This window comes from Pseudomonas lini, from assembly GCF_001042905.1.
Classification (GTDB): Bacteria; Pseudomonadota; Gammaproteobacteria; order Pseudomonadales; family Pseudomonadaceae; genus Aquipseudomonas; species Aquipseudomonas lini.
In genome coordinates, this window is record NZ_JYLB01000013.1 from 1 (window position 1) to 21,876 (window position 21,876).

Consider the following 21,876-nt stretch of genomic DNA (forward strand, 5'->3'; position numbering starts at 1 on the left):
ATCCATGTGGGAGCGGGCTTGCTCGCGAAGACGGCGGCACAGTAAACATTGATGTTGCCTGACCCACCGCTTTCGCGAGCAAGCCCGCTCCCACAGGTTTCGCACCTTAACTGACTGGCATTAGGGCTTGCCCCCGTTCGGCGGCGAAGCCGTCGTAAAATCGGCATATGCGGTGTGCCTGAAAACATGCGATTGCAGGTTTGGGGGTCGCTTCGCAACCCAACGGGGGCAAGCCCCCTCGCCACAACAGCGGGTTAGGCTCCATTTCTTCGAGTCACTCAAGTGCAACTCCCTCTGGATAAATAAATTCGTCCTCTTTTCGTTTTTTTTTTGATGTGTGGCCTGTTTATTTCTAAACGGAGAAGAATGCCCCTCATGTTGCATTCCTGTCTACTATCAGGTTTGACAGTAGACAGGCTTATCACGGTTAATATATTAATTTCGTCGGCAACGTGCTGGTCGGAAGCGAAAGTGTTGGCCGTGAGCGGTGCCAAGGACACCCTTCTCATTGATATGTAGAAGGGGAATAATTTTTTCAAAAGGGATGAATAAGAAATGGCGACTCCAGCGAATGTAACAACCAGCACAGTGGGTACTTTTAAAGTCAGCGCCATTGGGTTTGGAAGCATAGAACAGGGAAATATTTCGTTTGAAGATGATGGTGAGGGCTTTAAAGTCAGGGTTTTTAAGACTGAGATCGGGGTGACGCAATCCTTTGAGCTTGTTTTTTCGAGAAAACAGCCCTCAGAACAGTATGATGTAAAAGACTTGACGGCGTTGTATCATAAAGAAAGCGCGGGGGAATATTTTGATTATGGTCCTGTTTCCGGCACTGTAAAGGTGTGGTATACGGATTCGCCTCGGAAAACTAAAGGCGAATTTGATATGGAAATGAAGAAAATCAAGGGTGATCCTGGGGGGCCTGTAAAGTTAAGTGTTACAGGGTCTTTTGACTTGAGCAATAGCTAGGTTGATGTGAGGTTTTATGTATCTGATGTTTGGTGTTTGATAGTTAGCGTCATACCGGTCGCTATTGAAGTTGCGGTGTGGCGCTAATCATCTCGATATAACGTGTTTGAGAAATACTTGGCTGACACTCCGCTTTCGCGAGCAAGCCCACTCCCACAGTTTATGGGTGTACCCAGAAAATTCCACGCAACTCCCATCTCCAACATGAAGCTTTCATGACAAAAGTTCGGTAGCACATCGCCATTCCGGTCATGCCTATGTGACGCGCTTGAGGGGCCTTTTGGCCGCTTTACACAAGCCGAGGGCGGGAGCCGGGAGTGAGGCAATGGGGATTATGGAACGCTACTCGAAAGTGGGCATGCAAGAACTCGATCAGCGCCTGTCGAAGATTGTCGAAGCCGCGCGCAAGAAGCCGGTTTCGGTCTACAGCGAGCAGCAACTCTACGAGCAGCTCAATTACAATCTGCTGTTCTGCTGGTTCATCGGCCTGGACCTGAACAAGGTCTGGAGCTTCAACGTATTGAGCCGCGACATCGCCACGCTGCTGAACAACCCGCGGGCGGTGCAGCTGATCCAGAAAATTATTGGCGAAGTGTTCTGCGGTGCCTTGCTGCCAATGCCCGAGTTCTCCTTGAACTTTGCGTTGCAACACACCTGGCTGGGCAAACACGCAGCGACGTCGACAACAAGCAATTGAGTGGGCCGAACGCTGGTCGAGAAGCCGAACGTGCCCGGCTCGAGACGCAATTGGCTGAGCGTGACACACAAATGCAGCAATGTTCGGTCAAGAATCAACAGATGTATGGCGGGGCCAAGGATGTCGGTGCAGGGCGAATTTCTGGTGATGAGAGCAACCCCCTTCGCCACACACGAACCCGCTCCCACAGGTTTCTCACTGGTTTAAAGAATTTCTATCGCGCTGGAAGCAATCAAAAACAAAGATCGACAGGGAGTCATCGATGTCATTCATAGAACCCACAGGACGTCAGGGTGTTGTCGAATACCGATCGCCGCAGGGGCCATCCGAATCCTGGCTGGCACGGGCCGCCGGGATTGATACCGAGGTCGCGCAATACTTTCTGGTCAGCGCCCGTTGCGGCTGTTTCATGCAGGCCGCGCGCAGCCTCAATGTGCGGGCGACCCTGCTGCGCAAGCACCTGGCGCAGCTGGAAGATCAGCTGCAACGTTCGCTGTTCAAGTTCCAGGGCAGCGCACTGACCTTGAGTCGTGACGGTCAGCAGTTGCAGGCGCAGTTGGTCGCGTTGGCGCACGAGCGCAAGTTGCCGGTGATCGAACAGCCGTTGATTCGCCTGGCCGTGGCCGAGTCGATCCTGCACGACATCCTCGGCCGCGATCTGGTCTCGCTGCTGCGACGCAACGCCAGTGTGCGCCTGGACATCATTTCCCTGGACAGCGAGCTGTCCCTGCGAGCGATCAGTGCCGATGTGGTGGTGTGGCTGGCGGGCACCGATTCGCCGTTGCCAGGCCCCAGTTTTGCCATCAGCGAGCCACAGCGTCTGGCACGGCTGGACTATCTGCCGCACATCGCCAAACGCTATTCACGGGTCGCGGCGCGGCCGGACAGCCTGGGTGACCTGGCCGATTTCATGCTGGTGCAATGGCAGCACGATCGCCACGTCACCGCTTTTGGGCCGTGGAACAATCTGGTGGAGCAGCGCCTGGCGGGAGTGGTGCAGCTGCATTCCTATGAGCTGATGCTGGAGATGATCCGCTGCAGCGCTTGCATCGGTTTGTTGCCGCACTACATGAGCCAATTCGACCGGGGGCTGGTGGCATTGCCCGGGCTCTTCAAGCAACCGATGCAGCGCCAGGTGTGGATGGCGGTCAATGCCGACTCCCGGAATGAGGCCGGGGTGCAGGGGATCGTCGAGTTGATCCACAACACGTTCAGTGAGCGACGGGAGTGGTTCGAAGGATAACCACTGTTTTAATGTGTGAGCGAGCCTGCTCGCGATAGCGATCCAGCAATCAACATCAACGTTGAATGTGAGGGTCCCATCGCGAGCCAGTGCCTTGCGAAATCAGCTTTTTTTCAGCGGAAGAAAGTAGGCGGACCATCCGATTGCCATCAGCGCCAGGTTGGCGCCATCGCGAAACAGCAAGCTGCCCGCGGCACGCCGTACTTCCTTCGAGCTGACGCGGCCGCGGGCGATGTCGAGGCGGGCAAAACTGTGTATGTGACGAATGACATCGAACGCCATGAGCCCCGATGCTGCCAGGAAAAAGAAAATCCGCTGCCAATAGGGTATGCCCAGCGACCGCACCAGGTCCGTGGTGACGTGCTGGTGCGCCACTTCTTCAGCGCAATGCCATCGCCACAGGCGGGTCTGTGGTGACTCCTTGACCGAGAGCAAGCCGTTTCTACGTAAGGCGGCAGCGGACATGACGGCCGTCACGTGCTCGAACGCGGCAGCCAATGCCAGTTGCGCATTGAGTGACAACTTCGATCGGAGGGCCTCGAGGTCTTTCTCGATCATATGCTCGAACTTCTTGACTTCAAACCCCTGGTTTTCCAGTTGCTGGTTGTACCGCCGGTGCGCTCGTTGGTGAGCACGTTCCTCGGCCACGAAGTTGCGCGAACATTCGGCAAGAACCGACGTTTGTTGCAGTCGCAAAGCGGCTGACTCCACCACCGAAATCACGAATTGCTCACCGGCCGGAAGCAATACCGAACAGGCATCGAACAGGTAAGTCTTGATTGACGTGTCGTTCCAGAATGGCTTGAAGAGGGTGGCCTCTTCACGTTTGTCAGATACAGGATGCCCGAGGTAGTCCATGGGTCAATGCCTCACACATGAACGCGGGGTGTCGGCGGCAGCGATCTCGCGAATCAATCCCGAGAAATAACCCTGCGTGATTTGCGCCTGCCGGGTATGTGCCTCGTCTTTCGCGAGCGCCTCATGCACCTGCCTAAGGCGAAAGCACGGCACGGCAGGATACAGGTGGTGTTCGGCATGAAAGCCGACGCCGTGGGGGGCGATCAACAAGCGTTCCCACCAGGTTGCAATCACCGTTCGGGATGCTCCGGGACCGGGGTTGGGCATGGCGAAGTGTTCTGCCACATCGCGCCAATACAGCAGGGCCATCAACACGGTAAACAGTGGCAGAAGCCAATACACCAAGGCCGCCAGCCAGAGGTGGAACCAGGTGAGAACCCCCGCCAGCGAAACGGCAAAAATCCATTGTCGATACCGCGTGGAAGGTGGGCATTGCGACGCCATTTTTGACGTCACCAGGGCCGTTTTCAATTCATGGAAGCCGTACAGCCCTGCGCAGTGTTTCAGCAACAGGATGGCAATGTTGAACGCGGATTTTGGAAACGTGAATCGGTCCTGTCCCTTGCATGAAACCCAGTTGGGATCGCGGTCGGTTGCGGTATGCCGATGGTGGGCGGTGTGGTCGCGACGAAACCCGAAAATGGTGATGGTGAACGGGATTGCCGTCAGGAGATCGCCAAGGGTGTCGTTGAGCATGGGGCGAGTCCGGCTGAACTGCCGGTGTGAAAACTCATGCATCAGGATGAGCAATGCATGCTGCCTTGTGCCGATGAACACAACGGCCAACACCGAGGCCAAAATCGTGCCGGCGTACATGGCCAGGCCTCCCGCACACAGGATCAGCACCCACTCGAAAACCGTGGCGGCGAGTAAACGCAATGGGGCGGGTTTGCCCCACGCCAACAGCTGGGCGCGCTCTACAGTGCGGATAGGGTGTTGAGTCTCGGCAGTCTTTGTGTGCCGTGGTTCGATAGCTGCGTCTGTCATGGCTTACTTCCAGAGTCGGGGACCGAATCGCATCCAGGTCGCAAAGAAGGTGGGGAGGTCCGTCACGCCGCCTGGCTTGCATTCGGCCAGAGCCCTCGATCGAGCGTGAGCATGGAACCAGCGCGTCGCCGGCGCCTCATGGTGAATGCGGTGCAACGAGCGATGCAGGACGAGCCAGGACAGTAGCGTTGGCAGATATAAATCGGTCGTGACGTCAGAGGGCGCGCGGCGCGAGCCTTGAGCCGAGATCGGTACTCCATAGTGCTCGGCCTGGGTTAGCCAGAAATCCAGCCAGGCAAAAATGCAATACGGAAGCAGGTAGGCGCAGACGATTTGTCGAGGCACCTCATGGATGCCCAAAGCCAGCGCTGCGACGAAAACGGCGAGAAAGGCATTGTTCCAGCGCCGGTGCCGGAGCGCATGAGGAGGTGTGTAGCGTCGGGAAAAAATATTGATGGAAACGGCAACCCACAACTGCTCAACGGCGCCAAACAGGCTGATCAGGCGTGTTCGCCATGTCTGTTGGTACAGCAACCCTTCGGGATCATCGGCCTGGCAGGTTTTGCGATGGTGTTCGAGGTGAAAGCAGCGGTAGCCCACGAAGTTGACGCCGAAAATGGCAGCCGTGAACACACCCACTGCATCGTTCAGACGCGTGCCAACGAGGAACTGGCGATGCACACATTGATGTTTGGCCTCCTGAACCCCGATCATCAGAATCGCCTGAAACACTATAAGCGGAGCAATGGCCAGCCATCCGAACGCCTCGTGCGCAGCCAGCCAGACAATCGCGGCCGTATTCAAGACGCACAGGGCCATGAACAGATAGCTGGGCATGTTGGAGCGCAATGAATGAAAGGCCTCCAAGCTGGTATCTGCATGTCGGGCAGACCTCGTGGCACTGTTCAAAGGCTCTATTCGCTTAAACATCCGACAGCCTCCCAAGGCCCGAGCCAACGTAAAAAAACGCCACCGTCGTCAATAGCAGCACACCGGATGCTACGAACACGGCTTCGATGGAGATGAATTGCAAAACCCAGCCTGAAATCGCTGCCGAGACCGGCGCGAGTCCGGCAAACACGAGCATGAACAGGCTCATGCCGCGACCGAGCAATGCAGGCGGTAATGCTCGCTGCAGCCAGGTGTACGCCATGACCTGCACAAAGCCGCCGAAGATACCAATGGCGAACAGCAGTGCCACGCCTTGCCAGAGGGCATATACCCATCCCAGCGGCATCAGCAGCAAGGCGATGGCGCCGTCCACTGCGAGCAGGGTGGTGCCTAAATTGATAATCCGCAGTTTCGGGTGGGCCGTGAACATCAGCATGCCGACCAAGGTACCCGCGCCTTGGGCACCGAGTAGCCAGCCCAGGGCTTGCGCCTCGGGGGTGAAACGCATGTGAACCAGTAGCGGCACGGCGATCTGTACGGGGCCGCTCATGAACAGTGTCATGGCCGCCATATAGATCAGATACGTACGAAGCCGCTGATTCTGAAAGAAATAACGCAGGCCTTCTGCCGAGGCCGTGGGGCCGGAATCAGCGGAAGTCGCTCTGCGGATAAGCAGAGTCCTCAGCCCGAACGCGGACAGGGCAAAGGTCAGCGCATCGAGTGCAAACGCGATGGCAAAGCCGTCCAGCGCGCCGTTTGAATCTGAGCGCGCACCAGAGGGCAAGAACGCGCTGGCGATGAGCGCACCGGCGGCGACCGGGCCCAGGGCCATGGTGACCTGTCTGAGCGCAAGAAAGACGCCGTTGGCCTGCTCCAGATCGCGCGGGTTCACAATGCCGGGCACCAAGGCACTGCCGGCCGGTAAAGTGAGCGCGCTGAACAGCCCCAATAATGCGGCGCATCCATAGATCACGGGCAACGTGGCATGGCCTTGAAAAACCGCCCAGGACAAGCCGCATAGCGCCATTGCACTTGAACAGCAGCCGAACATCCATACCGGGCGGGCACCAAAACGGTCGACCAGCGAGCCGCCAGCCAACAGGAACAAGGCGCGCGGTAATGCAAGCGCGGCAAAAGCCCAGCCGAGCGCCATCGGGTCTGGCGTTATGGCCATGACCAGCAGGGGAAAGGCGACGAGGGTGAACTGGTCTCCCATCATGGACGCCGCAGCGCAGGTCAGCAGCCGCCAAAAACGTCTGTCGCGCGCGAGTGGACGGGCTGCGCTTTCTACTGCCAGGGAAGCGTTCACAAGCACACGAAGAACAGTTTTTTCATACGCTGCAGCCAAGGCAGCGGAACTCGCTTCCATATAAAGGAAAGGCCGGAGAGTGGCACTTTACCTACGATCAGCACGCCGACATCCAGCGAAGGCTCATGCGGGAAATAGTTGTCGTTGATGGCGACGATCTTGCGAAAGCCTTTTTTGAAGTAATACCGCAGTTGCGGATCCAGCGGCAGGCCCTTGCGTTCACCTCGCACATACTGCGCTACCGGAATGTCAGGGTTTTTCGAGATCCAGTTACGAAGGCCCGGAACCGGCGAGCCAAGATAGACCTCTGACCATCCCGCCTTCAGCGCATGGGGCCAAAAGAACTCGAAAATCGCTTGCGCCGCTTTCGGATCAACGCTGCTCAGGCTGATGCCAAACAGCACGCCAGTTTTTGCAGACTCGTCGCCGTGCTGTTTTCTTGCACAGTCTTCCCACGTCGGGCACTTGCGTATGATGTCGTGCCGGGCAGGTTTCATGAACACTGACGCCAGTGCAGTCCCCGTGCGAGTGCAAAAAGCGCCGATACTCAATGCAGGGAAAGAGGTGATCCGTGACGCCAGCATCGAGGCATCGGCGCGCTGATCGTCTTGCCATTTCCTTTGCTCAAGTTCAAGCACCGAAGAAATGTCCGCCAGCGACAGAAATCGAACCTCGATCTCAAGGTCATCAGAGGGGTTGTAAGCCCCCACGTCATGTCTGCCAGCGCAACGATCAGGGACCTTTGCAATCCCGTTTTTTAAGGCAGTTTCCATCTCGGCAACAGGCAACATGACGTATACGGCTCACAGATTGAAGGGGCGAGAAATCAATCCGCGCTAATGTATTGCGCCTTTGTGAACGTCTGATGATCGGGCCAAAAAAGATCGCAGCCTTCGGCAGCTCCTACGGAGGGTGCGTACACCCGCGCAATGACGGGTTCACATGATCCCTGTAGGAGCTGCCGAAGGCTGCGATCTTTTGATCTGCGTGGCTTTCGTCAGACTCGCGCCCGTAGCTGCCGCCCCAGTACATCCATCACATCACAGCCATCGCGCAGCAACATCGCCGCCGCATGGGCCAGTTGCTGCACATCGGTGCCTTTGGCCCCCGTGATATCAAGGCTGGCCAGGCTTTCCATCATCTGCGTTACCGCCAGAAAACGGCTGGCTGCACTGCGATGCAGTACATCCAGCGGTGCTTGGGTGGCCACCAGCAACACTGGAATATTGTCTTCGTTATGCGTCATCGGCATGTGCGGATTCATGCGTCACCTCCCGCCTGAGCGGCGTGTAAACCGTCGACCGAAGCTTGCACCAGCGAGCGTGCGGTGCCGAGCATCTGCTGGCTGGCCCAACGCAACGAAGCGCTGTGTTCCGGGCGGGTGGCGGTGGGGGCTTGATGGGCGAGGGCTTCGGCGCAGCTGAGGTAGACCGAGGCGTGCTCCAGGGCGTCGAGTAACGGGATGCCGGGTTGTACGGCGAAGAGGTGGTGATCGACGTGGTCGCAGCGGGCGAAGGGGGTGGATTTTGTGGTTGGGTCGGTCATGGTGTCGCTCCTGAGAAAAATAAGAGCTGCCACTAGATCGCCGTCAAACGAAATTAGGGTGGCAACTGTACGCAGGTTGACGGACCGGTCTCAAGGCACCCGGCGCATCCGAAGATGCCCCACGTACAGTTGCCATATCACTTTGCTGCGGACGAAAGCGTACGCGTGCAAAGTTAAGGAACTATACGACCTGAGAGATACAACCGAGCCGTCAAACCCGATCACGAATGAGTCGTGACAGGCGCGAGGATAGGGAGTGAGGGCAGGGCAGTCAACCGGCGAAGCGCTGCTTTGCGTGTAGGTCTGTGCCGGTATGAATTCCATTCGTTCATAACCTCAACAAACAACCCCAACCCCGTAGGAGCTGCCGAAGGCTGCGATCTTTTGATCTTGTGTTTTCCGGGTACAGCAAAAGCAAAGTCAAAAGATCGCAGCCTTCGGCAGCTCCTACAGTAAGGATGCATTCGCCGGATCTGGCAGAGGAAGGTGCGGCGGTTTAGAGTGACCGGCCACAACCCGATCAAGGACGACTCACCATGCCCGACCACGACTCCGCCATTCACCTCGAACGCTTCAACGAATCCCACATCGAGGGCATCACCGCGCTCTACAACGACCCGGCGATCACCCGTCAGGTGCTGCAAATGCCGTTTCAGTCCACCGAGGTCTGGCGCAAACGCCTGGCGCCGGACAATGAACGGGTGGTGCAACTGGTGGCGCTGCATCAGGGGTCGGTCATCGGCAACATTGGGCTTGAGCAGTTTTCGCGAATCCGCCGCAGCCACGCCGGCAACCTCGGCATGGGCGTCGCAGTGGCGTGGCAGGGCAAGGGCGTCGGTTCGAAATTGCTGGCAGCAGCACTCGATGTCGCCGACAACTGGATGAACCTGCAACGGGTCGAACTGTCGGTGTACGCCGACAACGAAGCAGCTATTGGGTTGTACCAAAAATTCGGCTTCGAGACCGAAGGCCTGTTCCGCGATTACGCCGTGCGTGACGGCCGACTGGTCGATACCCTGAGCATGGCGCGCCTGCGTCGCACGCTCAAGGCAGACTGAGTCAGTCGCCCAAAGCAAACGCCACCGCCGCCTGCGCATGCAGTTCGGTGGTGTCGAGCAAGGGCAGGGCGCTGTGCTCGGGCTTTATCAGCAGGCCGATTTCGGTGCAGCCGAGGATGATCGCCTGGACGCCGCGTTCGGTCAGCGATTCGATCACCCGTTGATAGACCTGGCGTGAAGCCTCGCTGATCAACCCGACGCACAACTCGTCATAGATGATCCGGTGCACGGCTTGGCGCTCCTCGGCTTCCGGCACCAGCACCGTCAGGCCCTTGGCCGTCAGACGTGCCTTGAGAAAGTCCTGCTCCATGGTGAACGCAGTGCCGAGCAAACCCACCCGCAGAGCACCGGTTTCCAGTGCCGCCTGACCGGCCGGGTCGGCAATGTGCAGGAACGGAATATCGATCGCTGCCTGAATCTGCCCGGCCACCTTGTGCATGGTGTTGGTACACAGCACCACGCACTCGGCGCCACCCGCTTCCAGGCGCAGGGCTGCATCCACCAGAATCGCCGCCGCATCGTCCCAGCGCCCGGCATGCTGAGCCTGTTCGACAGGGCCGAAGTCGACGCTGTACATCAACAGTTTCGCCGAGCGCAACGGCCCGAGGCGATCGCGTACCTGCTGGTTGATGAGACGGTAATACTCGGCGCTGGACTCCCAGCTCATGCCGCCGATAAGGCCGATGGTGCGCATTGGATTTCCTCAGGCTATGGCCTGTGTTGATAGGCCAGGCCTGAAGCGAGTTTCCATTTGTTCGATGGCGGGCACCAGCGATAAATCAACTGTAATGCTCAAGTTTTGGTGAAGTGTCATGGTGCCTTTTCAGGCAGCGGGACGACATGGTTGCAGCCGGCAGCCAAAGTTTGCGCATACCCCACATCAGGTCGCCATGGTTCCAGGTTCCACTGTGGTTTATCTCGTGCAATCGCTAGATGACAAATTAATTGATGACGCATGCCATGGGTGTTTTTCCAGTAGCGGCTATTGGAATAGTCACGGGTGAGTTCGTCCCACAGGAAGGGAGTCCCTTCTGGTGGTGTTTTCCTTGCACAGGGTGTGGGCGTAATGGAAAACGACCACTGATAGTCTCGATAAACCCATTGCACACTTTCGATGTATTCCACACAGCGCTCCACGGTGAGGATATAGCTGTCAGGAGCGTCTGTTGCAGTTTGCGCATAAAGAGGCGAGTTAATGCCCTGAATCAAACCGACGCTGATCAGCGAACGAAAGAGAATGCTCAGGACTTTGCCGAGCGTGCGCCACAGTAGGGTGTTCATTGAGTCACCACCTGATCTGTGGCGGCATAAGCAAAAGTGGCGATGCCGGTGGCGCTGGTCGCCGGTGTCAGCCGAATGATAGGTACCACAACTTTCGGGTTGGTCGAGTTGTAGAAGTCGCGTTGATTGTATTGCGCATCGGCAAGTCCGGCATTGGTACCGCCAGCAATATAGAAGAACGCCATGATCGGAAACACGTTGGGCCGCCCGGCTGTCCAGGTTTTGATCAAGACTTCGTTTTGCTCGCTGAATCCCGTCGCACCGAGCAGAGCTTTACCTCTCAAGGATTGATAGAACGCGGGGCCCGCCAGCGCATTGCGATCATCCTTGATATCAAAACCACATTGGCGCTGGAATGGGTTGCCACCCGGCAGATCCCATACGTTTTTCCATTGCTCCGCACTGGTCACCCCGGCGTTTTGGCAGGCCTGACTTTGAGTCGGATAAGTAGGGTGGGCGACGCAGACTGCGGTTGAGCTGCGAGTCCAGGTCCAGGCGTCCATGGGATAGGAGCACAGATAGTCCAGGTCGATTTTGTCGGCCGGGGCTTCGAAGATGGGATACAGGATGTAGCCATTACCGTGACCCCAGGCCAGACGGCCAAAGTTGGCGTCGGCCCTGAGATACGAGAACGAAACACCACCACTCTTTTCCGATGGGGGGCTGGGATCCCAGACTTTATAAGTGTTGTTGGGGTCTTTTACCGTCACCCTGAGGGTCACGCCCGAGCACAGAAACGCAGGTTGTGAGTCCGATTTGTTGCAGTTGGGGAATTTGCGATTGTAAAGCGTGTTTAGTTGAGTGGCGATGGCGGGGCCATTCAGGGTCTGGACATTGTTGACCGTCGCTACTTCATTTGGCGGTTTTATATCGACCTGAGTGCAACCCACCATTAACGCGATTAACAGCACACCGATTACTTTTTGCATGACAGATCCCTCGTCTACATTCAAGTCAAGCCGATAAAAGCACAAACTCCACAAAGTCCGTTGCAACGTGCTTTTGTCAAAGGTGCAGGCGCAATACCCACGAAAATCTCAACTTCTCACCACTCCCGGTACGAAGAATCGTGTAGTTGATTTGCACAGGTAACCCTGCACTTTCGGTGATCCATGAGGATTCGATAGGCAAGCGCATTTCTGAGGTGTTGGTGATGTTGAATTCGGCACCGTAACGCTTGTATCTACCGTGCCAGGCAATACGCACGCTGTAACCGGTGCTCATGCCGACGTAGCTGACCATTGCCGTTCGTTTGTCTGACGACAACCTGGGCTCGGTGAGTACCAGGTTTCCCACTTGCGTGACGCTGAGGTGGAGCGGGCGAGATTCCAGCGGCATCGGGTCGATGGAGCGTTGAACCGTGTAATACACCTTGGCGACTTTCCCGATGCAATCGATGACATCGATCCGCTTCACTTTGAATGTCAGGGTTTGACCTGAATACTCGATGGTTTGTATTTCACTGCCATAGGTGCTGTTGCGACCGACCCAATAGACTTTTACGGTTTGTCTCGGCGCCGAGCCGGTGAAAGCGACTTGTACAGTGGCGAACTCGGCGTCATAAAAGTCTTCTTGAATGTTCAGCAGGGTACCGTTGGCCTCCAATACGCTGGGCGGCCTCAGATCCAGAGCCGGTTGTTGGAGATGCACATCGATCTCAAGGATCGCGGATTGGCCGGAAGAATTGCCGAGCTGATCAGTGACCGAAAACCGGAAAGGGGTACGTGGGTTATCGCCAATTCTTTCGAAAACCGGAGTAAAGAGTGTTTCGGTTACCACCGGGCTGCCTGGAGCCGCCTCTGCAGGGGTTACTTTGTGATCGACATAGGTCGTGCCAATGCTCAGGCGAATGTCGTCATAGGCGCGTCTATTGGAGTAGTCCATTCCGGTCACGACACCGCGATCCGCCTGTGCCCTGTCCACCCCCTTGGTCTGCACATCGGCGGAAACCTGTACCTTGCGGGCCGAATGGCCAGGCTCTCCGGGTGCCAGGGTATGGAAGAGCACTTTTAATGTGAGGGACTCTTCGGGTGTTGTCTGACCTACCCTCCTTACCTTGTAGTAGATCTCGTTGATACCCTCTTGGAGAATGCCTTTGGGGATGAACAGCCTGACACGATCATTCTCCTCGCCGGGATTGATGGTTTTGCCAGCCACGGGGGGGGCTCTGCCGACGACGAACAGATCAACGCGGTCGTCTACAGCCATGACAACAGACCTGGACGCCGCATTGATCCAAGGGTCAATCAAGCATAAGAGTCCTTCAGGATATTCGTCGAAGAGGGATAAGGGGATGCCTCCATCCGGATTGGCATCGTGAATGACCGGCTTTTTCAACCCCTGAATGATCACGGGATAGAGGACTAGAACATTGTTATTGATTTGATTACCCATCACCCGTCTCCTCGAGACTGACTCGCACCATCCGTTATTTGGGTGGCGGGTCTATCAAACACCCGCTCAAGTGAGCTGGCTACTGTCAGATCTGACAGGTAAAGCCGTGTAAATTGGGTTTTTCGATACCGTCTGTCGTAAATTTCTCCATTGATCATTCATCAGTCGCTGTTTTAAATGAACAGTTCTGTACTCAATCTGCCATGCTCAAAAACCGCAGCACCGCTTCAACCAAAGGAACACCGCAATGGACGACGTACAGCAACTGGGCGAGATGCTTCGCCACTATGCAGATAGCGAAGCGCACAAGAAGCAACTGTTTGAGTCGCAATCGGCCGTGTGGGCGACGCGCATTGGTGAGTTGTTCGATCAGATCCAGCAGTGGCTGGCACCGGTCCTGACGCCGAATCTGTTGGAAGTGAGCCGCGAGGCGTATGTCGCGTCCGGGCCGAGCGTACCGGCGGAGACGTCGACGTTCAAGACCGAGAAACTGAGTATCGTCATCGCCGGGAAACCGGTGGAGTTTGTGCCGGACGTGATGGGCGCGGGTGGGCAGATTTCCCTCGCCGTGATGGGCTTGACCGCGGCGCGCTATGGCAGCATTTCGCTGGTGTGCCTGCCACCGTCCAGCGATTGGCAGTGGCGCAAGACCAATGGCTTGAAAGACCCGGACACCTTTGCTTTCGATGCGAATTTTCTGGCGCAGCAGCTGCAGGGCCTGATTCCCCGCGAGCGCGGCTGAAGCGTGTTATTTGTGACGCACACATAACCACTGTGGGAGCGGGCTTGCTCGCGAAGGCGGACTAACATTCAACATTGATGCTGAATGTTATGGCCTCTTCGCGAGCAAGCCCGCTCCCACATTGATCTGCGGCGTTCGCAGCAGATGGATTCACCGCAGCTCCCACAGTGGATTGGGTGTGCATCAGATTTCGAGGTTGCCCCAGCCCTGCTTCAGCTCTTGCGGCGCCACCGCGTTCACTTTCTTGCCCGTGGCCAATTCCACCCGCCGCGCCACTTCGGGGTCATCGGCGAACGGAATCAGGCTGGCATCGTCCAGGCTTTCGGCGGTCTGGTGTTTCAGGCAGTACTCGACCGCCAACCAAAGCCCCAAAACACCCAATAGATTCAACCCCATCTCGATCATGTCCGGCTCCTTGCCTCAGGCAATCTGCGCTTCAAGTTCAGCCATTTGCACATTCGCCACACGCACCGTGCGCCAGGTGTTGTAGGCCATCAGCAACATGCCGCTGAGGAAGAACACTCCGCCGACAAAGCGCACCACAAACCCCGGGTGACTGGCTTGCAAGGCTTCGACGAAGGAGTAGGTCAGCGTGCCGTCGTCGTTGATCGCGCGCCACATCAAACCCTGGGTGATGCCGTTGACCCACATCGAGGCGATGTACAGCACGGTGCCGATGGTCGCCAGCCAGAAGTGCGCGTTGATCAGGCCGATGCTGTGCATCTGCGGGCGGCCGAAGACTTTCGGGACCATGTGGTAGATGGCACCAAACGTGATCATCGCCACCCAGCCCAAGGCCCCGGCGTGAACGTGGCCGATGGTCCAGTCGGTGTAGTGAGAGAGGGCGTTGACCGTTTTGATCGCCATCATCGGCCCTTCGAAGGTCGACATGCCGTAGAAGGCCAATGACAGCACCAGAAAGCGCAGGATCGGGTCGGTACGCAACTTATGCCAGGCGCCCGACAACGTCATCATGCCGTTGATCATCCCGCCCCAGCTCGGCGCCAACAGAATCAGCGACATTGCCATGCCCAGTGACTGCGCCCAGTCTGGCAGCGCGGTGTAGTGCAAGTGGTGCGGGCCGGCCCAGATGTACAGGGTGATCAGCGCCCAGAAATGTACGATGGACAAGCGATAGGAATACACCGGTCGCCCGACCTGTTTCGGCACGAAGTAATACATCATCCCGAGGAAGCCGGTGGTCAGGAAAAACCCCACGGCGTTGTGCCCATACCACCACTGGACCATGGCGTCGGTGGCCCCGGAATACACCGGATACGACTTGAACCAGTCCACCGGGATCGACAGGTGATTGACCACGTGCAGCATGGCGATCACCACGATGAACGCACCGAAAAACCAGTTACCGACGTAGATGTGCTTGGTCTTGCGTTGCACCACGGTGGTGAAGAACACGATGGCGTAAGCGACCCAGACCGCCGTCATCCACACCGCACCGGAGAATTCGATCTCGGCGTATTCCTTGGTAGTGGTATAGCCCAGCGGCAGGGTGATCAGCATGACCACGATTACCGATTGCCAGCCCCAGAAGGTGAAGGCGGCGAGCTTGTCGGAGTACAGCCGCACCTGGCAGGTGCGTTGCACCGCGTAGTAGCTGGCGGCGAATTGCGCGCTGCCGGCAAAGCCGAAAATCACCAGACTGGTGTGCAGAGGACGCAGGCGGCCGAAGGTGGTCCACGGCAGGTCGAGGTTCATCTCGGGCCATACCAGTTGCGAGGCGATCCATACCCCCATCGCCATCCCGACGACACCCCAGACGATGGTTGCCACGACGAATTGGCGAACGACCTTGTAGTTATAGGCTTGTCCGATTGTTGCTGTGCTCATGGTCAGTTCTTCCACGGTTGCAAAGACTTGCCAGGCCACCCGGTCTGGCATGCCATGAACTGTAGAAACCCTGCCGCAAACAAAACAGACTCAGAAAAACCGAGTTTATGCGGATCAGATGCAATGCGGGCCTGAGGCCATAGGCCGCGTTCTGATACGGTTTTTTAGTGTGCAGCTGAATCTGTAACGTGCTGCGCTGCCGGTGCATAGTCGCCACCTCAAGAACGAGCCGCAGAGCCTGATGCCGACCAGTTAAGGAATTGAACACCGCAATCCTTGTGGGAGCGGGCTTGCTCGCGAAGACGGAGTGTCAGTCACCGGTAATGTTGAATGTGACGGCCTCTTCGCGAGCAAGCCCGCTCCCACAGGTTTTGCACCTTACTGACTGGCATTAGCCACAGAGCCCGATAATCCTGATGAGGTGGCAGCTACATGTATCAGTACGACGACTATGACCGGGCCCTGGTGTTCGAGCGTGTTGCGCAGTTTCGTGATCAGGTCGAACGCTTCATGGCAGGCGATTTGAGCGAAGAAGAATTCCTGCCCTTGCGTCTGCAGAACGGCCTGTACATGCAAAAGTATGCCTACATGCTGCGCGTGGCGATTCCCTACGGCACGCTGAGTGCGAAGCAAATGCACATTCTGGCGAGCATTGCGCGGGACTACGATCGTGGCTACGGCCACTTCACCACCCGGCAGAACATGCAGTTCAACTGGATCGAACTGGCTCAGGTGCCGGACATCCTCGAACGCCTGGCCGAGGTGGAAATGCACGCGATCCAGACCTCCGGCAACTGCGTGCGCAACATCACCACCGAAGCCTTCGCCGGCGTCGCGGCGGACGAGTTGATGGACCCGCGCCCGCTGGCAGAGATCCTGCGGCAATGGTCGACCATCAACCCGGAATTCCTGTTCCTGCCGCGCAAGTTCAAAATCGCCATCTGCTCGGCGAAGCAGGACCGCGCGGCGATCATGATGCATGACATCGGCCTTTATCTTTATCGCGATGACAGCGGGCAAATGCTCTTGCGGGTGATCGTTGGCGGCGGCTTGGGACGCACGCCGATCCTCGGTTTGCAGATTCGCGAAGGCTTGCCGTGGCAGCACCTGCTGTCCTACGTTGAAGCGGTGCTGCGGGTCTATAACCGCCACGGGCGGCGCGATAACAAGTACAAGGCGCGGATCAAGATTCTGGTCAAGGCGCTGGGTATCGAAGCGTTCGCCAAGGAAGTGGAGGAGGAGTGGCAGCACCTCAAGGACGGTCCGGCGCAGTTGACCGACGTCGAGTATGAGCGTGTCGCCAGTGCCTTCGTGCCACCCGATTACCGTTCACTGGCCGGCACCGACCTGGACTTCGGCACGCGCCTGGCGGATTACACGGCATTCGCCCGTTGGGTGACGCGCAACGTTCAGCCGCACAAAGTGCCGGGTTACGCCAGCGTGGTGCTGTCGACCAAACCGGGCATCGCCGCGCCGCCGGGGGATGTCACGGCTGAGCAAATGGACGCGGTGGCCCAGTGGTCCGAGCAGTTTGGTTTCGGCGAAATCCGCATCGCCCATGAACAGAACATCGTTTTGCCGGATGTGCCCAAGGCCGACCTTTACCCACTGTGGTGCCTGGCCTGCGAGCAAGGCCTTGGATGCGCCAACATCGGCTTGCTGACCGACATCATCGCTTGCCCGGGCGGCGACTTTTGCGCGCTGGCCAACGCCAAATCAATCCCCATTGCACAAGCGATTCAGGCGCGCTTCGAGGATCTGGATTACCTGCATGACCTGGGCGACATCAGCCTGAATATCTCCGGTTGCATGAACGCCTGCGGCCACCACCACATCGGCAACATCGGCATTCTTGGCGTCGATAAGAACGGCAGCGAGTGGTACCAGATCACCCTCGGTGGCGCCCAGGGCAAGAACAGTGCATTGGGCAAGGTCATCGGCCCGTCCTTCAGCGCCGCCGAAGTGCCCGAGGTAATCGAGCGGATCATCGGTACGTTTGTCCGCTACCGGGAGAGCGAGGAGCTGTTCGTCGATACCTTGGCACGCATCGGTCTGGAGCCGTTCAAGGAGCGGGTGTACCCGAAAATGCTGGAGGTGTCGGCATGAACAATCTGCTGCGTTTGCAAGACGGCGGCGCCGAGTGGGTGCGCGATGACCCGTGGCAGTTGATTCGTGATGCTACGGATGAGTTGCCGGCCGGGCCGCTGATATTGCCGCTCCCCCAGTGGCTGGCCCTGAATGCCGACAGGACATCAGCGCTCGAAGGCGTCTGGCTGGGTCCCAACGACGAAGTGACAAACCTGACCCCGTGGTTTCCCGACCTGCCGCTGATTGCCCTGGACTTCCCGAGTTTTCGCGACGGACGCGCCTACAGCCAAGCCTATCTGCTGCGTACGCGTTTCGGTTGGCAAGGCGAATTACGCGCGATTGGCGATGTACTGCGCGATCAACTCAGCCACATGCGCCAATGCGGTTTCGACAGCTTTGCCGTGCGCGAAGACAAATCCGCCGAAGATGCGCTGAAGGGATTGGCCGGGATGAGCGTGCTTTATGGGCGCTCGGTGATTGAGCCGCGGCCGTTGTTCAGACGGCGCTGAATTTTGAGCGACGAAAATCCTGTGGGAGCGTGGCTTGCCCGCGAAGAATACACCGCGGTTTTTCAGGTATTACGCGTCATCGTTCTTCGCGGGCAAGCCTCGCTCCCACAGGGATCTCTCTTGCCTGGGTATTTTTGCTTGGGCCAATGATGGCATTTTGATAGAGTCCGCGCTTCATGAGGAGTCAGCAAAGAAAGGAGTCTGGTTTGAGCGTGGGCAAGAAGATTTTAGGGCTGATGGCGTTGTTACTGATGGCGGCCCTGTGGGGCAGTTACTTTTATGTGTTCAAAGAGAACCGTAACGGCCAACTCGGGGAGACGTTCAGCAGCTACGCCTGGTGTGGCACGCCGCCGGCCAGCGATGCCACCGGCTCGGGCAAGGACCGACTGTCGCTGCACATCACCAACAACGTTCATGGCGAGTTCATGCTCTCGGGCGCGGTGATCGTCTCCGAGCGAACCTTTGATCGTTATGACCTGGGCCGCAACGAACTGCGGCTGCGCATGGAGCCCATGCAGTGGTCCTACGGCATTGCGCCGATTCTCATGGAACAGGTCAAGATCAAACCCCTGAGCCGCAACCTGTCTTCGACCAACAAAAGTGCCTACGCGGAACTTGAGTCCAGACCCATCGGCGTCCAGGGGCGGTCGACGGACTTTCCGTTCGACACCTATCGCTACGGCTACAAACCGGTGCTGTACTACCTCAAGGGCAACGAACGCATCGACCTGAAGTTCAGGAACATCACCACGAGCATGGAGATGTCCAACACCTTTACGCCGATCCAGAAGTACAACCGCGTCGAGTACATCAACGAGAAGAATTCGTTGATTCGCGAGGAAGACTACAAGCCCTACAGCGCCAACGAATGCGCATTCAGCGTCGAGCGCAAGGGCTCGTTCAAGGTGATTGTGCTGCTGTTGTTGCTGGTGATGTGCCTGCCGCTGCTGCATGTGTTTTATCGCGACGAGCCGGGCATCGATTTTCTCGCGACGTTGGTGAGTATCGGTGCGATCCGGGTGTTTCTGGTGGGGCCATTGAACGACTTCCAGCTGTACACCATCGACTTCCTGTTTGCCGCGGTGATTATCCTGGTGGGCACGGTGTCGCTGATCAAGGCGATGCGGGCCAATAGTCGGCGGGAGTTGGCCGCGAAAAGCGGGTCTTCTTGGTGATTCTGTAGAGCGAGGCTTGTCCGCGAAGGGGCCTTTGAATATTGCCGCGATCACTTCAACGGCTACGGCAATAGATGAATATTGTATGTTTTGATAACAAAACGCCGAGCATTGGCTATACCTGTAATTCCCCTACGCAATATTGTTGCCCGGCCTTCTGACAGGAGTTACAAGCATGAAGCTTGCGTTAATGATGAGCACACTGTGCATCGCCTCTATCGGGGTGGTGGGTTGCTCCAGCAAAGTCGTTGAGCCCGACCAGTATTCCGGCTTTCTCAAGGACTACAGTCAGCTCAAGGAAGCCAAGTCGCCATCAGGCGCCGTGGTGATGCGCTGGATGGACCCCAAGCTCGATGTCAATAAATTCACCAGTGTCTACATCGAGCCGACTCAGCTTTATCCCAAACCACAACCGACGGTGAAAATCCCTCAGACCACACTGAACGGCATCACCAGTTACTACGATCAGGCGCTCAAACGCGAAGTGGGTAAATCCCTGCCATTGGCCTCCGGCCCTGGCCCTGGCGTTATGGTGGTGCGTGCGGCGATCACTGCCGTCAGTAGCAAGACCGAAGGCCTCAAGCCTTATGAAGTCATCCCGATTGCCCTGGTGGCGGCGGCAGTCAGCACTGCGACCGGCATTCGCGACCAGGAAACCGATCTGGCCACCGAAGCGGTGTTTCTCGATGGCGGCAACAACAAAGTCATCGCCCAAGTCGTGCGCAAGGGCACCGGCAAACCGCTGGAAAACGTAGATCAGGTGATGAAGCCCAATGACGTGAAAAACGTGATCGATGGCTGGGCGTCGGATCTGCATCAGTCGTATCTGAAGCTCAAGTCCAAGTAATGCGGCGGGGCTGAGGGCCTCATCGCGAGCAAGCCCGCTCCCACATTCGATCTCCAGTGTTCACGAATAGTGTGTTCACAGCAGATCAAATGTGGGAGCGGGCTTGCTCGCGAAAGCGGTCGTTCAGGCGTAGGAGGTGTATCAGGTGTGCTTCAGAGCTTCTTCGCCTGCGCACGCACCCGTTCTTCCTGCTCGCGCAACTGCGGTGTGAACTCGGCACCAAAGTCTTCGGCCTCGTACACCTGGCGAATCTCGATCTCGGCCTCCGTCCCCGGCATCGGATTGGGGCAGCGCTTGACCCACTCGATCGCTTCCTCTTTCGACTTCACCTGCCATATCCAATAGCCGGCGATCAGCTCCTTGGTTGCGGCGAACGGGCCGTCGATCACCGTGCGCTGGTCACCCGAAAAACGTACGCGGGCGCCTTTGCTGCTGGGCTGCAGGCCGTCGCAATCGATAAGAATGCCGGCCTTGGCCAGTTCCTCGTTAAAATTGCCCATCGAGGTCATCAGTTCTTCGCTGGGCATCACACCGGCCTCGGAATCCGGGCTGGCTTTCACAATGATCATGAATCGCATGGTCTTGTCTCCGCTGGATTTGAGTGACTCGCTGTCTAGTCGAATAGCGACGGGCCAAATCGACAACGCGGCCAATGGAAAATCGCCTCGCTCCCACAAGCTTATGCAGTGTTAGTAAGTTTTGTTGAAACGCGTGTATCCAGTTTTGTGCGACGACATATCACAATTTGTATCTGGGCATAGGTCGCCAGACCATTTCGTGGTTAACTTCGGCCTCGTCAAAATTCTCTACATCAACGTTCAGAAGGACTCCGTTCATGGCTCAAGTCACTCTTAAAGGCAACCCGGTTCAAGTCAACGGCCAGTTGCCACAAGCCGGTTCCCAGGCGCCAGCCTTTTCCCTGGTTGCCGGCAATCTGTCCGACGTGACCCTGGCGAGCTTCGCCGGCAAGCGCAAAGTGTTGAACATCTTCCCAAGCATCGACACCCCGACCTGCGCTACCTCCGTGCGCAAGTTCAACGCCCAGGCCAATGACATCGCCAACACCGTAGTGCTGTGCATCTCCGCTGACCTGCCGTTCGCCCAAGCTCGTTTCTGCGGCGCCGAAGGCCTGGAAAACGTCCAGAACCTGTCGACCCTGCGCGGTGCCGAGTTCATCGAGAACTACGGCGTGGCGATTGCCGATGGCCCGCTCAAAGGCCTGACCGCCCGTGCCGTCGTGGTGCTGGACGAAAACGACAAGGTCCTGCACAGCGAACTGGTCAAGGAAATCGCTGAAGAGCCGAACTACGACGCAGCACTTGCCGTTCTGAAGTAAGCGAAGTTTACAATTGTTAACGGCCTGGCCCTGTCCAGGCCGTTTTCATTTGTGCTTCAGTGTCTTAGATAAATCTTCTGTTACGTAAGCCAAAGGTAA

The 21,876-nt window shown here is 57.3% G+C and carries 24 protein-coding genes and 1 pseudogene; 11 read left to right on the forward strand and 14 right to left on the reverse strand.

Translation table 11 applies throughout. From position 1 onward, the window contains the following. Positions 1–555: 555 nt before the first annotated feature. From TU81_RS27590 to TU81_RS27600, 4 genes and pseudogenes are all read left to right on the forward strand, one after another. Positions 556–969, forward strand: coding sequence for a hypothetical protein (locus tag TU81_RS27590; RefSeq protein ID WP_048397614.1), 414 nt, complete (start codon positions 556–558; stop codon positions 967–969). A gap of 334 nt (positions 970–1,303) precedes the next feature. Continuing rightward, positions 1,304–1,666, forward strand: a complete 363-nt coding sequence (locus tag TU81_RS27595) for a transposase (protein ID WP_048397720.1) — start codon at positions 1,304–1,306, stop codon at positions 1,664–1,666. Positions 1,667–1,680: 14 nt separating this feature from the next. After that, positions 1,681–1,791: pseudogene (locus TU81_RS30885) on the forward strand (DNA repair protein); the annotation flags it as partial. Between the two features lie 137 nt (positions 1,792–1,928). Beyond that, positions 1,929–2,909, forward strand: coding sequence for a LysR family transcriptional regulator (locus TU81_RS27600; protein WP_048397616.1), 981 nt, complete (start codon positions 1,929–1,931; stop codon positions 2,907–2,909). Between the two features lie 102 nt (positions 2,910–3,011). Here the strand turns inward: TU81_RS27600 and TU81_RS27605 are convergent, their stop codons facing one another. From TU81_RS27605 to TU81_RS27635, 7 genes are all read right to left on the reverse strand, one after another. Beyond that, positions 3,012–3,767, reverse strand: coding sequence for a metal-dependent hydrolase (locus TU81_RS27605; RefSeq protein WP_048397618.1), 756 nt, complete (start codon positions 3,765–3,767; stop codon positions 3,012–3,014). A gap of 3 nt (positions 3,768–3,770) precedes the next feature. Continuing rightward, positions 3,771–4,583, reverse strand: coding sequence for a fatty acid desaturase family protein (locus tag TU81_RS27610; protein ID WP_157385215.1), 813 nt, complete (start codon positions 4,581–4,583; stop codon positions 3,771–3,773). A gap of 174 nt (positions 4,584–4,757) precedes the next feature. Further along, positions 4,758–5,591: a fatty acid desaturase family protein gene (locus TU81_RS27615; RefSeq protein ID WP_048397622.1), complete on the reverse strand. Its 834-nt coding sequence runs from the start codon at positions 5,589–5,591 to the stop codon at positions 4,758–4,760. Positions 5,592–5,676: 85 nt separating this feature from the next. Continuing rightward, positions 5,677–6,993, reverse strand: a complete 1,317-nt coding sequence (locus TU81_RS27620) for an MFS transporter (protein WP_231983795.1) — start codon at positions 6,991–6,993, stop codon at positions 5,677–5,679. After that, positions 6,951–7,745: a hypothetical protein gene (locus TU81_RS27625; protein ID WP_231983794.1), complete on the reverse strand. Its 795-nt coding sequence runs from the start codon at positions 7,743–7,745 to the stop codon at positions 6,951–6,953. Before TU81_RS27625 ends, TU81_RS27620 begins: the two co-directional genes overlap by 43 nt. 206 nt (positions 7,746–7,951) lie before the next feature. Continuing rightward, positions 7,952–8,218, reverse strand: coding sequence for a hypothetical protein (locus TU81_RS27630; RefSeq protein ID WP_048397628.1), 267 nt, complete (start codon positions 8,216–8,218; stop codon positions 7,952–7,954). Further along, positions 8,215–8,499, reverse strand: a complete 285-nt coding sequence (locus TU81_RS27635) for a DUF3077 domain-containing protein (protein ID WP_048397630.1) — start codon at positions 8,497–8,499, stop codon at positions 8,215–8,217. Before TU81_RS27635 ends, TU81_RS27630 begins: the two co-directional genes overlap by 4 nt. Before the next feature lie 536 nt (positions 8,500–9,035). Here TU81_RS27635 and TU81_RS27640 point away from each other — a divergent pair. Next, a complete protein-coding gene (locus TU81_RS27640) occupies positions 9,036–9,557 on the forward strand; it encodes a GNAT family N-acetyltransferase (protein WP_048397632.1) in 522 nt (173 codons plus the stop codon). A 1-nt stretch (position 9,558) separates the two neighbouring features. On the opposite strand, the gene TU81_RS27645 is transcribed toward TU81_RS27640, so the two are convergent. From TU81_RS27645 to TU81_RS27655, 4 genes are all read right to left on the reverse strand, one after another. Continuing rightward, positions 9,559–10,251 carry an aspartate/glutamate racemase family protein gene (locus TU81_RS27645; protein ID WP_048397634.1) on the reverse strand — a complete coding sequence of 231 codons (693 nt, stop codon included), beginning with the start codon at positions 10,249–10,251 and terminating at the stop codon, positions 9,559–9,561. Between the two features lie 116 nt (positions 10,252–10,367). Then, positions 10,368–10,838, reverse strand: coding sequence for a DUF2599 domain-containing protein (locus tag TU81_RS29980; RefSeq protein WP_082157891.1), 471 nt, complete (start codon positions 10,836–10,838; stop codon positions 10,368–10,370). Continuing rightward, on the reverse strand, positions 10,835–11,767 hold the full coding sequence (locus TU81_RS27650; protein WP_048397637.1) for a hypothetical protein: 933 nt from the start codon (positions 11,765–11,767) through the stop codon (positions 10,835–10,837). Before TU81_RS27650 ends, TU81_RS29980 begins: the two co-directional genes overlap by 4 nt. Positions 11,768–11,843: 76 nt before the next feature. Then, the gene (locus TU81_RS27655; RefSeq protein WP_048397640.1) at positions 11,844–13,232 is read right to left on the reverse strand and encodes a hypothetical protein; all 1,389 of its coding nucleotides are present in this window, start codon (positions 13,230–13,232) and stop codon (positions 11,844–11,846) included. Positions 13,233–13,479: 247 nt separating this feature from the next. On the opposite strand from TU81_RS27655, the gene TU81_RS27660 reads away from it, so the two are divergent. Beyond that, positions 13,480–13,974, forward strand: a complete 495-nt coding sequence (locus TU81_RS27660) for a hypothetical protein (RefSeq protein WP_038983545.1) — start codon at positions 13,480–13,482, stop codon at positions 13,972–13,974. 183 nt (positions 13,975–14,157) lie between these two features. On the opposite strand, the gene TU81_RS27665 is transcribed toward TU81_RS27660, so the two are convergent. Both TU81_RS27665 and ccoN read right to left on the reverse strand, forming a co-directional pair. Next, on the reverse strand, positions 14,158–14,379 hold the full coding sequence (locus tag TU81_RS27665; RefSeq protein WP_048397641.1) for a hypothetical protein: 222 nt from the start codon (positions 14,377–14,379) through the stop codon (positions 14,158–14,160). A 15-nt stretch (positions 14,380–14,394) separates the two neighbouring features. Then, positions 14,395–15,822 carry a cytochrome-c oxidase, cbb3-type subunit I gene (gene ccoN, locus TU81_RS27670; protein ID WP_048397723.1) on the reverse strand — a complete coding sequence of 476 codons (1,428 nt, stop codon included), beginning with the start codon at positions 15,820–15,822 and terminating at the stop codon, positions 14,395–14,397. 432 nt (positions 15,823–16,254) lie between these two features. Between ccoN and TU81_RS27675 the strand changes: the two genes are divergently transcribed. The 4 genes from TU81_RS27675 to TU81_RS27690 all read left to right on the forward strand — a co-directional run bounded on the left by TU81_RS27675 (position 16,255) and on the right by TU81_RS27690 (position 20,441). After that, on the forward strand, positions 16,255–17,928 hold the full coding sequence (locus TU81_RS27675; protein WP_048397642.1) for a nitrite/sulfite reductase: 1,674 nt from the start codon (positions 16,255–16,257) through the stop codon (positions 17,926–17,928). Beyond that, entirely contained in the window at positions 17,925–18,419 is a 495-nt protein-coding gene (locus tag TU81_RS27680) for a DUF934 domain-containing protein (protein WP_048397643.1), read from the forward strand. Before TU81_RS27675 ends, TU81_RS27680 begins: the two co-directional genes overlap by 4 nt. A 206-nt stretch (positions 18,420–18,625) precedes the next feature. Next, a complete protein-coding gene (locus TU81_RS27685; RefSeq protein WP_038983544.1) occupies positions 18,626–19,594 on the forward strand; it encodes a hypothetical protein in 969 nt (322 codons plus the stop codon). A gap of 175 nt (positions 19,595–19,769) precedes the next feature. Continuing rightward, positions 19,770–20,441, forward strand: a complete 672-nt coding sequence (locus TU81_RS27690) for a DUF3313 domain-containing protein (protein WP_038983542.1) — start codon at positions 19,770–19,772, stop codon at positions 20,439–20,441. A 152-nt stretch (positions 20,442–20,593) separates the two neighbouring features. Here the strand turns inward: TU81_RS27690 and TU81_RS27695 are convergent, their stop codons facing one another. Beyond that, on the reverse strand, positions 20,594–21,019 hold the full coding sequence (locus tag TU81_RS27695; RefSeq protein ID WP_048397644.1) for a YciI family protein: 426 nt from the start codon (positions 21,017–21,019) through the stop codon (positions 20,594–20,596). A 257-nt stretch (positions 21,020–21,276) separates the two neighbouring features. Between TU81_RS27695 and tpx the strand changes: the two genes are divergently transcribed. Further along, positions 21,277–21,777, forward strand: coding sequence for a thiol peroxidase (gene tpx / locus TU81_RS27700; protein WP_048397645.1), 501 nt, complete (start codon positions 21,277–21,279; stop codon positions 21,775–21,777). Positions 21,778–21,876 lie beyond the last annotated feature (99 nt).

Coding starts and splice junctions, on each gene's coding strand:
- TU81_RS27605 (WP_048397618.1), bottom strand. CDS start 3,767: ATGGACTACCTCGGGCATCCTGTATCTGACAAACGTGAAGAGGCCACC.
- TU81_RS27660 (WP_038983545.1), top strand. CDS start 13,480: ATGGACGACGTACAGCAACTGGGCGAGATGCTTCGCCACTATGCAGAT.
- TU81_RS27650 (WP_048397637.1), bottom strand. CDS start 11,767: ATGCAAAAAGTAATCGGTGTGCTGTTAATCGCGTTAATGGTGGGTTGC.
- TU81_RS27630 (WP_048397628.1), bottom strand. CDS start 8,218: ATGAATCCGCACATGCCGATGACGCATAACGAAGACAATATTCCAGTG.
- ccoN (WP_048397723.1), bottom strand. CDS start 15,822: ATGAGCACAGCAACAATCGGACAAGCCTATAACTACAAGGTCGTTCGC.
- TU81_RS27640 (WP_048397632.1), top strand. CDS start 9,036: ATGCCCGACCACGACTCCGCCATTCACCTCGAACGCTTCAACGAATCC.
- TU81_RS29980 (WP_082157891.1), bottom strand. CDS start 10,838: ATGAACACCCTACTGTGGCGCACGCTCGGCAAAGTCCTGAGCATTCTC.
- TU81_RS27590 (WP_048397614.1), top strand. CDS start 556: ATGGCGACTCCAGCGAATGTAACAACCAGCACAGTGGGTACTTTTAAA.
- TU81_RS27595 (WP_048397720.1), top strand. CDS start 1,304: ATGGAACGCTACTCGAAAGTGGGCATGCAAGAACTCGATCAGCGCCTG.
- TU81_RS27625 (WP_231983794.1), bottom strand. CDS start 7,745: ATGTTGCCTGTTGCCGAGATGGAAACTGCCTTAAAAAACGGGATTGCA.
- TU81_RS27665 (WP_048397641.1), bottom strand. CDS start 14,379: ATGATCGAGATGGGGTTGAATCTATTGGGTGTTTTGGGGCTTTGGTTG.
- TU81_RS27655 (WP_048397640.1), bottom strand. CDS start 13,232: ATGGGTAATCAAATCAATAACAATGTTCTAGTCCTCTATCCCGTGATC.
- TU81_RS27635 (WP_048397630.1), bottom strand. CDS start 8,499: ATGACCGACCCAACCACAAAATCCACCCCCTTCGCCCGCTGCGACCAC.
- tpx (WP_048397645.1), top strand. CDS start 21,277: ATGGCTCAAGTCACTCTTAAAGGCAACCCGGTTCAAGTCAACGGCCAG.
- TU81_RS27645 (WP_048397634.1), bottom strand. CDS start 10,251: ATGCGCACCATCGGCCTTATCGGCGGCATGAGCTGGGAGTCCAGCGCC.
- TU81_RS27690 (WP_038983542.1), top strand. CDS start 19,770: ATGAAGCTTGCGTTAATGATGAGCACACTGTGCATCGCCTCTATCGGG.
- TU81_RS27695 (WP_048397644.1), bottom strand. CDS start 21,019: ATGCGATTCATGATCATTGTGAAAGCCAGCCCGGATTCCGAGGCCGGT.
- TU81_RS27600 (WP_048397616.1), top strand. CDS start 1,929: ATGTCATTCATAGAACCCACAGGACGTCAGGGTGTTGTCGAATACCGA.
- TU81_RS27680 (WP_048397643.1), top strand. CDS start 17,925: ATGAACAATCTGCTGCGTTTGCAAGACGGCGGCGCCGAGTGGGTGCGC.
- TU81_RS27675 (WP_048397642.1), top strand. CDS start 16,255: ATGTATCAGTACGACGACTATGACCGGGCCCTGGTGTTCGAGCGTGTT.
- TU81_RS27615 (WP_048397622.1), bottom strand. CDS start 5,591: ATGCCCAGCTATCTGTTCATGGCCCTGTGCGTCTTGAATACGGCCGCG.
- TU81_RS27610 (WP_157385215.1), bottom strand. CDS start 4,583: ATGTACGCCGGCACGATTTTGGCCTCGGTGTTGGCCGTTGTGTTCATC.